The organism is Brevundimonas terrae (genome assembly GCF_011761985.1).
In the GTDB taxonomy this organism is placed as follows: domain Bacteria; phylum Pseudomonadota; class Alphaproteobacteria; order Caulobacterales; family Caulobacteraceae; genus Brevundimonas; species Brevundimonas terrae.
This window is the reverse complement of sequence record NZ_JAASQT010000001.1, coordinates 375,251-389,345: the sequence shown is the minus strand read 5'-3', so window position 1 is coordinate 389,345 and position 14,095 is coordinate 375,251. Positions and strand designations below refer to the sequence as shown.

At 59.1% G+C, this 14,095-nt stretch carries 12 protein-coding genes; 10 read left to right on the top strand and 2 right to left on the bottom strand.

Translation table 11 applies throughout. The annotated features are described in order from the left end of the window. Nucleotides 1–140 precede the first annotated feature (140 nt). Nucleotides 141–1,403 carry a type III PLP-dependent enzyme gene (locus tag FHS64_RS01870; RefSeq protein WP_167174824.1) on the bottom strand — a complete coding sequence of 421 codons (1,263 nt, stop codon included), beginning with the start codon at nucleotides 1,401–1,403 and terminating at the stop codon, nucleotides 141–143. Nucleotides 1,404–1,698: 295 nt separating this feature from the next. On the opposite strand from FHS64_RS01870, the gene phnC reads away from it, so the two are divergent. The 4 genes from phnC (at nucleotide 1,699) to FHS64_RS01850 (ending at nucleotide 5,494) form a co-directional block, all read left to right on the top strand. Next, nucleotides 1,699–2,493 carry a phosphonate ABC transporter ATP-binding protein gene (phnC, locus tag FHS64_RS01865; RefSeq protein WP_167174821.1) on the top strand — a complete coding sequence of 265 codons (795 nt, stop codon included), beginning with the start codon at nucleotides 1,699–1,701 and terminating at the stop codon, nucleotides 2,491–2,493. Next, a complete protein-coding gene (gene phnD / locus FHS64_RS01860) occupies nucleotides 2,490–3,494 on the top strand; it encodes a phosphate/phosphite/phosphonate ABC transporter substrate-binding protein (protein WP_167174818.1) in 1,005 nt (334 codons plus the stop codon). Before phnC ends, phnD begins: the two co-directional genes overlap by 4 nt. An 83-nt stretch (nucleotides 3,495–3,577) precedes the next feature. Then, complete coding sequence (gene phnE / locus FHS64_RS01855) at nucleotides 3,578–4,312, top strand: phosphonate ABC transporter, permease protein PhnE (protein WP_167176213.1); 735 nt, start codon at nucleotides 3,578–3,580, stop codon at nucleotides 4,310–4,312. Between the two features lie 96 nt (nucleotides 4,313–4,408). Continuing rightward, nucleotides 4,409–5,494: a substrate-binding domain-containing protein gene (locus tag FHS64_RS01850; RefSeq protein WP_208380521.1), complete on the top strand. Its 1,086-nt coding sequence runs from the start codon at nucleotides 4,409–4,411 to the stop codon at nucleotides 5,492–5,494. A 68-nt stretch (nucleotides 5,495–5,562) separates the two neighbouring features. Here the strand turns inward: FHS64_RS01850 and FHS64_RS01845 are convergent, their stop codons facing one another. Continuing rightward, entirely contained in the window at nucleotides 5,563–6,648 is a 1,086-nt protein-coding gene (locus FHS64_RS01845) for a glycosyltransferase family 4 protein (RefSeq protein ID WP_167174816.1), read from the bottom strand. Between the two features lie 217 nt (nucleotides 6,649–6,865). Here FHS64_RS01845 and FHS64_RS01840 point away from each other — a divergent pair, with 217 nt between their 5' ends. The 6 genes from FHS64_RS01840 (at nucleotide 6,866) to FHS64_RS01815 (ending at nucleotide 14,087) form a co-directional block, all read left to right on the top strand. Beyond that, nucleotides 6,866–7,726: an FkbM family methyltransferase gene (locus tag FHS64_RS01840; RefSeq protein WP_167174813.1), complete on the top strand. Its 861-nt coding sequence runs from the start codon at nucleotides 6,866–6,868 to the stop codon at nucleotides 7,724–7,726. A gap of 89 nt (nucleotides 7,727–7,815) precedes the next feature. Further along, nucleotides 7,816–10,932, top strand: coding sequence for a bifunctional proline dehydrogenase/L-glutamate gamma-semialdehyde dehydrogenase PutA (putA, locus tag FHS64_RS01835; RefSeq protein ID WP_167174811.1), 3,117 nt, complete (start codon nucleotides 7,816–7,818; stop codon nucleotides 10,930–10,932). Between the two features lie 100 nt (nucleotides 10,933–11,032). After that, entirely contained in the window at nucleotides 11,033–11,809 is a 777-nt protein-coding gene (locus FHS64_RS01830) for an ABC transporter permease (protein ID WP_167174808.1), read from the top strand. 24 nt (nucleotides 11,810–11,833) lie between these two features. Next, nucleotides 11,834–12,997 (top strand): KpsE/RkpR family capsule polysaccharide export protein, encoded by a 1,164-nt coding sequence (locus FHS64_RS01825; protein ID WP_167174805.1) that lies wholly within the window; start codon nucleotides 11,834–11,836, stop codon nucleotides 12,995–12,997. Next, on the top strand, nucleotides 12,964–13,674 hold the full coding sequence (locus tag FHS64_RS01820) for an ABC transporter ATP-binding protein (protein WP_167174802.1): 711 nt from the start codon (nucleotides 12,964–12,966) through the stop codon (nucleotides 13,672–13,674). The genes FHS64_RS01825 and FHS64_RS01820 overlap by 34 nt, the downstream gene beginning before the upstream one ends. A 2-nt stretch (nucleotides 13,675–13,676) precedes the next feature. Continuing rightward, nucleotides 13,677–14,087: a hypothetical protein gene (locus tag FHS64_RS01815; RefSeq protein ID WP_167174799.1), complete on the top strand. Its 411-nt coding sequence runs from the start codon at nucleotides 13,677–13,679 to the stop codon at nucleotides 14,085–14,087. Nucleotides 14,088–14,095: the final 8 nt, after the last annotated feature.

The window sequence follows — 14,095 nt, the reverse complement described above, 5'->3', positions numbered from 1 at the left end:
AGATTTGAGCGCCCGTCTTAAACGAAACAGCGACCCGGACGGAGCGACGGGCCGCTATTTATACAAACGCCCTATGACGCTTTTGGCGCCATATGACGTTTTTGGACCGGTCCACGAAGGAACCGGTCCGTATCTGGTGATTATTTCCGGCGCTTGCGTTGGCCAGCCTTGCCCTTGGGGCGCGACAGACGAACGATCTTGCGCGAGTTTTCCTCGGCGGTCGTGCGGACCGTCGGGATCGAACGCGGGGCCAGACCGTAGAGCGAAGCCATCGGCGCATCTTCGACAACAGCGACCTCGTGATCGCCATAGCCGTTGAAGCCGGTGGACATGGCCACGCCATAGGCACCCATCATGCCGATCTCGATGAAGTCGCCTTCACGGATATCGGCCGGCAGGTAAAACGGGCCGGGCATGTGGTCGATGCTGTCGCAGGTCGGGCCATAGAAGCGGAACGGCTTCATTTCCGACGAGGATTCACCGTCACGGACCAGCTTGGTCGGGAAAGGCCAGCGCGAGTGCGTGGCATCGAACAGCGAGCCATATGAGCCGTCGTTCAGATACAGGGCATCGCCTTTACGCAGATCGACACGGCACAGGACGGACGAACCTTCGGCCACCAGCGCACGACCCGGCTCGCACCACAGTTCCGTGGTTTCCGAGACAGGCATGTCTTCAAAGCCGCGATGGATCGCGTCGGCATATTCCTGAAGGTCCGGCGGGACCATGCCCGGATAGACCGACGGGAAGCCGCCGCCGACATCCACGATATCGACGAACACGCCGGCCTTCTTGATGGCGCGACCGACCTGGGTCATCGCCGCCTCATAGGCCGACGGGCGCATGCATTGCGAACCGACGTGGAAGCTGACGCCCATCTGGCCGTGCTGAACCGCCTGGCGGGCGGCCAGCAGCAGGGCAGGGGCCTGATCGGGCGTGATGCCGAACTTGCCGGACAGCGAATAGGCTGCGCCATCCGCCGACACACCCATGCGCACGATCAGGTTCAGATCGGCTGCATTGTCCGTCGACTCGATGATCTTTTGCAGTTCATCGTGGCTGTCGAGCACGAAGGTGCGCACATTATAGTCAAAATAGGCAGACTTGATGGCGGCACGACTCTTGACCGGATGCATGAAGGCCAGACGGGCATCGGCGCTGATCGAGCGCACCAGCGCGATCTCGGCAATCGAGGCCACGTCAAAGGCGTTGACGCCCGAATTGACGAGGGTCTCGATGATCCACGCAGAAGGGTTCGCCTTCACGGCATAGAAGACGTCGGCCTTGAGATTATTCTGGAACCAGCGCGCTGCTACGGCAACCGAGGCCGGACGCACAAGTGCGACAGGACGCTCGGGGGACCGCTCACGGACCAGGTCCAGGGGAAGTTGGTACGTGCGCAATTCACGTAACCCCCTGTTAATTGTTAAACCCAGACCGGCGTTAGCGGCGCAAGAGGACCTTACGGGGTCCGCCGGAAGTCGCGATATGGGGTTATTACGCCGCGTTGTAAAGAGGTAATTTTAAGGCAAGCCGAGCGTCGTTATAAAGCCTCAAAGTACGTATTTATACGCACTATACCGTTGTCTGAAACAACGCGCACTGGACGAAATCGCCGCATGCGTGTCATTAAGACTTGCCCTTGCGCCGTTCTCGCGTCATGCGGCGCCCCTTTATCTTAACCTCACCCACGGGTTCATGAGTTCTTCAAACATCGCCGTCGCGTCGGTACGCGGCGTCTCGAAGACCTACGGGGCCAGAAAGGCTCTCGACGGCGTGTCCGTCGAGGTCGGCGCCGGTGAAATGGTCGCCCTGATTGGTCCCTCGGGTTCGGGCAAGTCTACCTTGCTGCGCTCGATCACTGGTCTTCATCCGATTGATCCCGGCGGGACAATCACCGTATTTGGCGACGTCGTTCAGCAGAACGGGCGTGTGACCGGTGCTGTGCGCCGTGCGCGTGGTCGTCTGGGCATGATCTTCCAGCAGTTCAATCTGGTGGGACGTCTCAGCCTGTTTTCCAATGTCATGCTGGGTGCGCTGGGTCGTCTGCCTGCGTGGCGCGGCTTCTTCGGGCTCTGGCCCAAGGCCGACCGCGAGATGGCCATGGCGGCCCTGCATCGCGTCGGCGTGTCCGAATATGCTCCCCAGCGTGCCAACACCCTGTCGGGTGGCCAGCAGCAACGCGGCGCTATCGCCCGTGCACTGGTACAAGGCGCGCAGGCCATTCTGGCCGACGAGCCTGTCGCCTCGCTTGATCCGGTTTCCGCCCGCAAGGTGATGGAACTGCTGGTCGAGCTGAACAAGCGCGACGGTCTGGGTGTCATTGTTACCCTGCACCAGGTTGATTATGCGATCCGTTATTGTGACCGCGTCATCGCCCTGCAAAAGGGCAAGATTGTCTATGACGGACCGGCGACCGGTCTGGATACGCAACGCCTGATCGAAATCTACGGTCCCGAATACGAGGACGCGTTCTGGGAGGCCAAGGCATGACCCAATTCAATCTGTCGCGTCGTGCGCTGGCGGCTGTTGCCGGTGCCGTTCTGGCACTGGGTGTTGCCGCCTGTGGTTCGGGCGACAAGCCCGCATCCGGCAGCGCGCAAGAAGTGAAGTTCGCCATTCTACCGGCCGAGGGTCAATCGTCCTCGGGCCCGCTATGGCAGCCACTGCTGGACGATATGTCCAAGTCGATCGGCGTGCCGGTCAAGCCGTACTTTGCCTCGAACTATACGGTTCTGGTCGAAGCCATGCGCGGCAACCAGATCCAGGCAGCCTGGTTCCCGGCCAAGACGGCCATTGAAGCCATCGAGCGCGCCAATGGCGAGGTTGTGGCCCGTATCGTCGATCCGAACGGTCTGGACAGCTACCAGTCGACCCTGATCGTCAAAAAGGGTTCGGGTATTACGCTTGAAGACGTGATGGCCTGTGGCAAGAAGTACGATTTCGGTATCGGTGATGCCCTGTCGACCTCGGGCACGCTGGCTCCGCTGACCTTCCTGTTCAATCCGGCGGGCGTCAGCCCCGAGCAGTGCTTCAAGACCGTGCGTGCGGCCAACCATCAGGCGAACTCGTTCGCGGTGGCTAATGGTCTGGTGCAGGTTGCGACCTCGAATACCATCAATGCCATCACCGTAAAGCGCCAAAATCCAGCCATCGCGGCACAGCTTGAAGAAATCTGGCGTTCGCCGCCGATGCCGGAAGCCGGTATCGTTGTGCGTAACGACCTTGATCCGGCTGTGAAGGAAAAGATCCGCACCTTCTTCCTGACCTATGGTCGCGGTGAAGGTCCGGAAGGCGATCGTCAGCGTCAGATCCTGCTGGCCCTGAACTATTCGGGCTTCAATCCGGCCGACGAAAGCTATCTGAATCCGATCCGTGAAATGATTGCGGACCAGAATCTGGCCGACGCCAAGAAGAAGGGCGACAAGGCTGCGGCTGAACGTGCCGAGGCGGAACTGAACCGCCTGCGTGCCCTGCGCGAGGTTCAACCTTGACCGCACCTGTAACTTCGCCTGCCAGTGTGACCGCTGTCCCCAAACCCCCCGTCAAATCGTTGGGGGCCTGGGCTCTCGACGCCATGATCTGGGGTGGTGTGGCGGTTCTGCTGCTCATCAGCATCGACGCTGTCGATCTGAAGAACGTCTCGCGCCTGTTCACCAATGCCGAGAACATGAAGGGCTTCGCAGCCGATCTGCTGCGCCCGAATTGGGATGACTGGCAGCTCTATGTTTCCAAGATGTGGGAAACGATCCAGATCGCGCTCTGGGGCACCTTCCTTGCCATCTTCCTCGGCGTGCCGATGGGTTTGGCGGCGGCCCGCAATATTGCGCCTGTATGGGTGGTAACGCCCGTGCGCTGGTTGATGAACGCCCTGCGCTCGATCCCCGATCTGGTTATGGGCCTGCTGTTCGTCGTTGCTGTGGGCCTTGGTCCTCTGGCCGGTGTTCTGGCGATTGCGCTGAACACGGCCGGTGTTCTGGCCAAGCTGTTCTCGGAAGCGGTTGAATCCATCGACAAGGGTCCGGTCGAAGGCGTTCGCGCCACCGGCGCTCCGAAGCTGCATGAAATCATGTGGGGCGTGATCCCGCAGGTTGCGCCGCTGTGGACCTCGTTTGCCCTCTACCGCTTTGAATCCAACAGCCGCTCGGCCACCGTGCTGGGTCTGATTGGTGCGGGCGGTATCGGTCAGGTGCTGTTCGACCGTATGAACGGCTTTGACTACAGCTCCGTCTCGGCCATCGTGATCATTGTCGTGGTTGCGGTGACGCTGATCGACATGTTGTCACAAGCTATGCGCAAGCGTCTGCTGTAACCGCGTCAGGTTTACGCAGACTGTCACAAAAGGTCTGGCCGGACCGTCACAAATCGTCTCTATGCGCATCATATTGATGATTTGAGAGGTCCGGCCATGACTGTCCTTCCGACCCGCCTGTTTAAAGTTTCGGTCTGTGTAGCGGCCTTTGCCGCTCTGGCCGCCTGTGGCGAAGGCTCCTCTTCGGGAGCTGCCGGCAACCAGAAAGCCCGTACGGGCGTTTGGGCCGCCGGTTCTTCTACTGTTTTCCCGTTCGTGACCCGCGTTGCCGAAAATTTCGGCCGCAACAATGCCGGTGGCGCACAGCCCCGCGTTGAAGCTCTGGGCACCGGCGGCGGCATTCAGGCCTTCTGTTCGGGTATTGGTCCTTCGACCCCCGACATCGCCAATGCTTCGCGCCAGATGAAGCAGAGCGAGTTTGACCGTTGCGTCCAGAACGGTGTCACCGACATTATCGAGCTGAAGATCGGCTATGACGGTATCGTCGTGGCCACGGCCCGTAATGGCGCATCGTTCGATCTGCGCCTGCAGGACCTGTATATGGGTCTGGCCAAGGAAGTTCCGGGTGCGGACGGCAAGTTTGTCGCCAACCCGAACACGGCGTGGAATCAGGTGAACCCGAACCTTCCGGCGCAACGTATCCAGGTTTACGGCCCGCCGCCCACCTCGGGCACCCGCGATGCCTTCCTTGAGCTGGGTATGGCACCGGGTGGCGAAAAGGTACCGGCTGTGGCCGCTCTGAAAGGTGACAAGGCCCGCTTCGAGGCCCTGACCCACACCCTGCGTGAAGACACCCTGTGGATCGACTCGGGCGAGAACGACAACGCTATCGTCCAGACCCTGACCCGTACTCCGGGTTCGCTGGGCGTGTTCGGCTTCTCGTTCCTTGAGCAGAACATGGACACCGTGAAGGCCGAGACGATTGATGGCGTCGCGCCGTCGATCGAAGCGATTGCCGACGGCTCCTATCCGCTGGCCCGCAGCCTGTATGTCTATGTGAAGAAGGCCCATATCGGCGTCATTCCGGGCCTGCAGGAATTCGTTCTGGAATTCATGTCGGACGGTTCGGCCGGTCGTGGCGGTTATCTGCAAGACCGTGGTCTGGTGCCGCTGGGTGCCGAAGAACTGGCCGCCGAGCGTGCCAAGGCGAGCAGCCAAACGGTTATGGCGCGCCCGAACTAAGCGAGCGCCTTTAAGCCAAAAAGAAACGCCCCGAAGAGAACTTCGGGGCGTTTTGTTTTGTCAGGTTGTCAGGCGGCCTGTTTGCGGCGTAGGCGCGCTATGCGGCGCAGGCGGCGCCAGAAGCGTCCGCGCTGGGGTTCCGGATAGGGTTGCAGGTTCTCGACGAACTGCTCGGCCGAGGCGCGCCAGCTGAACTTCTCGGCATAGGCACGCACGGCCTTGCGGTCGAGTTGCAGACATTCGAGGCAGGCGGTTCTCAGATCGTCATTGATGACGCCGGCGCCCGAGTTTGGAATGATGTCGATGGGGCCGTGGGCGGGGAAGGCAGCGACCGGCGTGCCGGTGGCCATGGCTTCCAGAATCACCAGCCCGAACGTGTCGGTCCAGCTGGGGAAGACAAACACATCGGCATCGGCAAAGCAGCGGGCCAGATCGTCACCGAACTTGGCCCCGAGGAATTTGGCCTCGGGGTATTTCTCCTCGAGCTCGGCGCGCGCCGGACCATCACCGACGATGATCTTGGTACCGGGCAGGTCCTGTTCGAGGAAGGTCTCGATGTTTTTCTCGACGGCAACACGGCCCACATTCAGGAAGAAGGGGCGCGGCCAGTCCTTGCCGCCCAGTTCGTCGAAAATGGGCGCAAGGTCCGGATTGAAAATGTCCGTATCCACACCGCGTGTCCACGGCGAGACATTGCGGAAGCCATGCTCGGTCAGTTCGTCACGCAGGGTCGGGGTCGCCACCATCAGGCGTCCCGATGGCTTGTGGAACCACTTCATATAGGCGTAGCCGACCTGAACAGGGATCGGGAAACGCGCCGAAACATATTCGGGAAACTTGGTGTGGTAGCTGGTGGTGAAGGGCAGTTTCCACTCGATACAGATGCGGCGTGTGGCAATGCCCAGCGGCCCTTCGGTGGAGATATGCACCGCCTCTGGCTCGAACGCGCGCAGGCGCTCGCGGATTTCCTCTTCGGCCCCGAGGGCGAGGCGGATTTCCGGATAGGTCGGGCAGGGGATAGTTTTGAACTGGTTGGGTTCAATCACCTCGACCTCATGGCCCATGGCGCGGCATTCAGCCACGGTACGGGTCAGGGTGCGGACGACGCCATTGACCTGAGGTTCCCAGGCGTCAGTGACCAGAACGATACGCATGAAGTCGATTGGGCCTTCCAGCCGTTTCGGAGATTCAACCAGTTGTAGCGACTTGCTGTGACGAAGGCGAGACGAAAGCACCGACTATTGATGGATGCCGTCCGACGGAGAGATCAGAACACGCACGGGTTAGTATACAAATATTCGGCGCATTGTTGGTTTGTGGTTCAAATAAGCGGCTGCGGTCGCTAGTAGAGGCCTAACTTCAGGAGTGTGCATGCGGTTTTTCAAGAAAAACTCGGCAAAAAATATTGTGGCTCAGCAGCCCGTCGAGATGCCCCGTGAGTATTATTATCTAGGCGAAGGCATTGCGCAGCTACGGTTGAAGAGTGGTCACTTCATCCATGTCGACCCTATGGATGAAAGCGTCTGCGCGCACCTGATTGCTTTTGGCGAATGGGAACCCTGGATTCTACGGGTTGTACGCCAGTTGCTGCGACCCGGAGACCATGTGGTCGAGGTGGGAGGCCATGTCGGCTATTACACCCTGGCGATGGCCGACAAGGTTGGCGCGACGGGCTCGATCCTGTCTTTCGAGGCCAATCCGCGTCTGGCCGAATTGGCGCGACGTTCGGTTCTGTTCAACGGTTACGCATCGCGTGTGCGTATCGAACAGAAGGCTGTCAGTCATGCGGGCGGAATGCTGCGTTTTATGCTGTCGCGACGTTTCTCGGGTGGTGGACACCTGTTTATACGCAACGGGCTGCTTTCGAAGGATGCAGAGGTCATAGAGGTCGAGTCTGTGCGACTGGACGATCTGGATTTGCCGAAGGTCCGGTTGCTGCGAATGGATGCTGAGGGCTCCGAGGCTCTGATCCTCGAGGGTGCGTCAAATCTGCTTGAGACAGAAGGCCTTATCGTTTGTATGGAGTGGGATCGGATCCAGATGCGGTCCCGCTCGAAGCCTGCGGAACTGGTCAAATCTTTAACCGACAGAGGCTTCCGTTTCTGGTATATTACGATGCAGGGCGAAGTAGAGCCCGTGGATGCATCCGCTATGATGGAAATCCCGCATTGTGATATCTTGGTGAGCAGGATTGATGTTCTTGACCTGATGTCTTCGGAGAATGTTGTTTAAAGGCCTTAAAATTCGGTCTTGATGGCCATTAGCCGCAACACATTCGCCCATCTCTTGATTATCAGAGTGATATTATAGGAGTATAGGCGATGAAGCCGAGTGAACTGCGCCACTGGGACGACTTGGATCGTAACAAGTTCCGCGATGAGCGTGAAACCGTTGCTGACCTTTTGTCGCGTCCTCACCTGAGTCCGGCCGAGCGCGCCACGGTTCTGGCCGAGGCGACCGCCTTGGTCGAGCATGCGCGCCAGAGCCAGAAGAAACAGGGCGTAGTCGAAAGCTTCTTACAGGAGTTCTCGCTGGGCACTCAAGAGGGTCTGGCCCTGATGACGCTGGCCGAAGCCCTGCTGCGGACGCCGGATTCGATGACGCGCGACCGCCTGATCTCCGAGAAGATCGGCTCGGCCGACTGGGCCAGCCATATGGGCCAGTCGGACAGCGCTCTGGTCAACTTCTCCAGCTTCGGCCTGATGATTGCGGGCAAGCTGGTCGAGCCGGAAGACGAGATCAAGCGCGACCTGCCCAACTATCTGAAGCGCATTGCCGGACGTCTGGGCGAGCCGGTGATTCGTCAGGCCGTGGGTACGGCTGTGAAGATCATGGGCGAGCAGTTCGTAGTTGGCCGCACGATCGAGGGTGCCCTGAAGCGTTCGGATAAAGAAGGCTGGCTGTGCAGCTTCGACATGCTGGGCGAAGGGGCCCGCACGGTCGCCGATGCCGAGCGTTACGAAAAAATCTATGCCGATGCCATCGAGGCTGTCGGCAAGACCGCAACGGGCCAAGGCCCCGAGGTCGGTCACGGTGTGTCGGTCAAGCTGTCGGCCCTGTCGCCGCGCTATCAGGCCGTACAGGAAGACCGCGTCTGGGAAGAGCTCTATCCGCGCATCCTGCGTCTGGCGCAGATCGCCGCTAAATATGACATCAACTATACGATCGACGCCGAAGAGGCCGACCGTCTGGCGCTGTCGCTGAAGCTGCTGGAGCGCCTGTGCGCCGAGCCGTCGCTGGGCAACTGGAAGGGCCTTGGCCTTGCGGTCCAAGCCTATCAGAAGCGCACGACCGAAACGATCCAGTCGCTGATCGACCTGTCCAAGCGCACCAACCGTCGCCTGATGGTGCGTCTGGTCAAGGGTGCCTATTGGGACACCGAGATCAAGCTGGCGCAGGTCAATGGCCGCACCGACTATCCGGTGTTCACCACCAAGCCCGCAACCGACCTGAATTATCTGGTTTGCGCGCGCATGATGATCGAGGCTGCGCCTCACATCTATTGCCAGTTCGCGACCCACAATGCGCACACTCTGGCCGCTGTTCGACGTATGGCGCGTGACCGTAACGTCACCATCGAGCACCAGCGCCTGCACGGTATGGGCGAGGCTCTGTACGAAGCAGGCAACAGCCTGTGGTCGGACGAGAAGCTGATTGTCCGCGCCTATGCACCGGTCGGTGGCCACGAAGAGCTGCTGCCCTATCTGGTGCGCCGTCTGCTTGAAAACGGTGCCAACTCCTCCTTCGTGCACGCCCTGCTGGACGAGCGCGTACCGGCCGCTGATGTGGCCGCCGATCCTATCACTGCCGTCGAGGCCCAGCCCGACCGCCATCCCAAGATTGCAGTACCCATGAACATCTACGGTGACCGCCAGAACTCCCTTGGCCGCGACTATTCGACCGCTGAAGCCCGCGACGCCCATGCTGTGGCGCTTAAGGCTGTGGATGCCGAGACGCTGACGGCGGGCCCGATCATCGGTGGCAAACTGCTGGGCGGTACAAATGCTCAGGACGTGACCAACCCGTATGACCGCGCTCAGGTCGTCGGCAAAACCTCGGACGCGACGCCGGAACAGGTCGATCAGGCTGTTCGTAAAGCCGCCGAAGCACAGGTGGCGTGGGACAAGCTGCTGGGTTCCGGTCGTGCGCCGGTTCTGCGCGCCATGGCCGATACGCTCGAAGCCGACATGGACCGCATGGTCGCCATCCTGTCGCGCGAAGCGGGTAAGACGCTGAACGACGGCGTGGCCGAGGTTCGCGAAGCCGTCGATTTCCTGCGCTATTACGCCATGCTGGCCGAGCGCGACTTTGGCGGTCGCGAGACGCTGAAGGGCCCGACGGGCGAAGTGAACCAACTGGTCCTGCATGGCCGTGGCGTCTTCGCTGCCATCAGCCCGTGGAACTTCCCGCTGGCCATCTTCACCGGCCAGATCGCTGCGGCACTGGCGGCGGGTAATGCTGTCGTGGCCAAGCCTGCCGAGCAGACCCCGCTGGTCGCCGCCGAAGCGGTGCGCCTGTATTACAAGGCTGGCCTGAACCCTGACCTGCTGGCCCTCGTTCCGGGCCGTGGCGAGACAGTGGGCGTGGCTCTGACCTCGCACCCGATGATTGACGGTGTGGCCTTCACCGGCGGCACCGACACCGCCAACGCCATCAACCGTGGTCTGGCTAACCGCCAAGGCCCGATCATCCCGTTCATCGCCGAAACCGGCGGCCTGAACGGCATGTTCGTGGATACGACGGCCCTGAAAGAACAGATCATCGACGACGTGATCCTGTCGGCCTTCGGCTCGGCTGGTCAGCGTTGCTCGGCCCTGCGCATCCTCTATGTGCCGCATGAAGCCGCCGATGCTCTCATCGAGGGTCTGAAGGGCGCTCTGGCCGTTCAGGTCATCGCTGATCCGTCTGATCCCAAGACCGATATCGGTCCGGTGATCGATGCCGAAAGCCGCGAGAACCTCGAAAAGCACGTCGCGCGTCTGGAAAAAGAAGCCAAGATCATCGCACGCGGCACCCTGCCGGCGGATGCCGCCAAGGGTGACCTGTTCGCGCCGGTCATCGCCGAAATCCCGACGCCGGACTTCTTGGAGCGCGAAGTGTTCGGCCCGATCCTGCACGTCTATCGCTATGACGCGAAGAAGCTGAAGGAAACGGCATCGGCACTGGCGGCGCGCGGCTTTGGCCTGACGCTGGGCGTACACAGCCGTATCGACGCCTTCGCTGAAGAAGTGATGGCACTGGTTCCGGCGGGCAATGTCTATGTGAACCGCTCGATCATCGGCGCAGTCGTCGGCGTCCAGCCGTTCGGCGGCGAAGGCCTGTCGGGCACCGGCCCCAAGGCCGGCGGCCCCAACAGCCTGATCCGCTACGCCTCCGAAAAGGCCATCAGCATCAACATCGCCGCCCAAGGCGGTGATCCGGCACTGCTGAACCTGTAACTGGACGTTGCGTTTCGGTTCGCCGTAGTTATGGTGCCGAGGAAATTACCTTCCTTGGCACCATATGTTCGCAACTGCGGGCGAAACTCTTGGATTCCTGATGATCCGCGCATTCCTATCCAGGCAATCCCAGATCATCGGTGCGCTCATGATGCGCGAAATGGCCACTCGCTACGGACGTCGTGGCGGTGGCTTTTTGTGGTTGATCGGCGAGCCCCTGCTTTTTTGCGTCGGCGTGATACTGATGTGGGTTTTTATCCGGCATCGTGGACAGTCAGATGTGGCTGTCGCGCCATTCGTAATGAGTGGCTATATGTGTCTCATCTTGTTGAGGCACAGCATCAGCTTCAGCATTAGCGCAGTTAATTCAAATATTGGCTTGCTGTACCATCGGGCGATCAGTCCGATGCATTTCTTCGTGTCTCGTTCGGTACTGGAACTAGCCGGTACGACACTGGCCTTTATCGTTGTGTATGTGGCCTTGGTGGTGCTTCATCAGGTGGGAGCGCCCAGTGATTGGCTGTACCTGTATGGGGGCTGGTTCCTGATGTGGCTGATGGCCACGGGGACGGGCTACATACTTTCAGGCCTTGCGATGCGTTCTGATGTTATGGAACGTCTCGTTCCCTTGGTCAGTTACGCCATGATCCCCCTATCCGGCGTGTTTTTCATGATCGACTGGTTGCCGGAAGCTGCGCGTGAAAAATACTTGCTGGTGCCGTTTCCCAATGCGGTGGAAATGGTAAGGGCCGGTATTTTCGGTGATATAGTGACGACTCATTTTAACGTTGGTTATGCCATAGGGTCTGCACTTGTGCTTTTACTGGCGGGACTGCTTCTGCTCCGTAATGCCGAGGGTTATCTCGATGTGGACTAGAAAATTTGGGATAAGTTGGGCTTTATGACTGATCAGCTTCGTTATGTTGGAGGCTTGCCCGGCAAGGTGCAGCCTCCCAAGTCGAACCTTGCACGGTTGAGCAAGCGTATCCCTGTGGGACTGGCCTTGGTTGTGGGTGTTCCAACGGTGTTGGCATGCCTGTATTGGGGCGTAATAGCCTCACCGCGCTATGTGTCCGAGGCCCATTTTACGGTGCGCAAAACGGATGCGTCGCGACCCAATAATCTCGGCTTGGTTCTGCAGAATGTTGGTTTGTCGGCAGGCACTTCTGAATCTTTTGCCGTGCAGGACTTTGTCACGTCGCGCGATGCTGCCAAGCAACTCCATCAAGAGTTCAACCTTGACGAGGTGTTTACCCGCAATGGTGCAGACATATTCTCGCGGCACCCGGGCATTTTTTCAGGCGAGACAGATGAAGGTCGTTACAAGACGCTAAAGCGTTATGTGAAGGTGACCTATAATGGCACCAGCGGCATTACCAAGCTTTCCGTGCAGGCATTCACCCCGCAGGACGCACGCAACCTCAATCTGGCCTTGCTTGCCGCAGGCGAGCAACTGGTAAACCGCCTGAACGAACGGGCTGCGAAAGATGCGGTCGTCGATGCGGAACAGGCCGTTCAGGATGCGACAGCCAAACGTAGCTTGGTTCAGGCGCAACTGACGGAGTTTCGTAATCGTGAGCGCTTTGTAGATCCGCAGATGACGGCTGCTGAATCGACGCAGTTGATCTCGGGCCTGTTGGCGACGGCAGCAGGTATCAGGGCAGAACTGTCCGAACTGCGTCGTTCGGCTCCCCAAAGTCCGCAAATCCCTATTCTGGCCGGGCGACTGTCGGCCTATGAGGGCCAAATCGCCGAGGCTCGGGCCGAGCTGGTAGGCGAGGCAGAATCTCTGGTCCCCAAGCTCTCCGCCTATGAAGGACTTGTCCTGCAACGTGAATTGGCAGACCGCGCTCTTACCGAAGCTTCGGCGGGCTTGATTACGGCCCAGCAATCCGCACGACGCCAGAAGCTGTATCTGGACAGGATCGTGGAACCGAACCTGTCTGATAAGTCGACCCAACCGCATCGTCTGCGTTCTATTCTGATCGTCTTCCTGAGCAGCTTCATCATCTATGTGCTGGGACGCTTGCTATGGGCGGGCTTGCGGGAGCATCGCCAAGAGTGACGCAAGATGGCTTGGCTCCACCGGCAGGTTTGCGTGTACGCAATGTGTCCAAGGCCTATAAACACGCAAACCGTACTGTTTTTTCGGGGCTGAGTTTCGATCTCGAACGTGGAGAGCGGATGGCAATCCTGGGCCGTAATGGTCAGGGAAAGTCAACGCTCATCAAGATGCTGGGTGGCGTGTTGCCGGTGACCAGCGGCACGATTGACTGGCGGATGAGCTCGTCCTGGCCCATTGGCTTTTCGGGTGGGTTTCAGGGAAGCTTGTCCGGCCTCGACAATATTCGCTTTCTGGCGCGCCTGCACCAGAAAGACTATCGCGAGACCTTGGAGCGCGTCGATGCGTTTGCCGAATTGGGCAAGGCGCTAGAAGAACCGGCCAAGCATTACTCCTCGGGTATGAGGGCGCGCTTGGCATTCGGTTTGTCGCTTGCGATCGAATTCGATTGTTATCTGATCGACGAGCTTGTGGCCGTCGGTGATGCCCGTTTTCAAAAGAAATGTAATCAGGAACTTTTTGAAAAACGTGCAGACCGCGCTTTTATGATTGCTTCACACAACACCAAGCTTGTTCTGGATATTTGCGACCGTGCCCTACTTATCGAAAGCGGGCAGTCAAGAATATTCGACGACGTGGAAGAAGCGCTCGACGTCTATAGCTGGCTGAAAGCGATTTAGACATGAACGCGCACTCAGGCACAGTTATCGACGCTCAAAATTGGGGTGTTGAGCGTTTCCGATATAATGATCGCGGACTTGTTCAACGCGAACGTATCAATAAAATGGATATAGTCGGGCGTGCCCGCTGCTTGGTGTGGGGGCCTTATCAGGAGCTACCGCCTGGACGATGGGTGGCGAAGGCTAGGTTTAGTATGGATGAGTGGGCTTGCCGCCATCAATTTGCGATCGAGTTTGGTCAAAAATCTAACTATAGCCGACATGAATTTCGAGCGGGTAAGCCCGGAATATTTGAATTCGATATTGAATTTGAAACGAACGAAACCGAAAAAACGGAACTTCGTATAATTTTGAATCAAAGTTCTCTTGGCGGTGAGTTTGAGTTTCTTGGCGTGCAAGTTACGCGCCAGTAAAGCTTGAT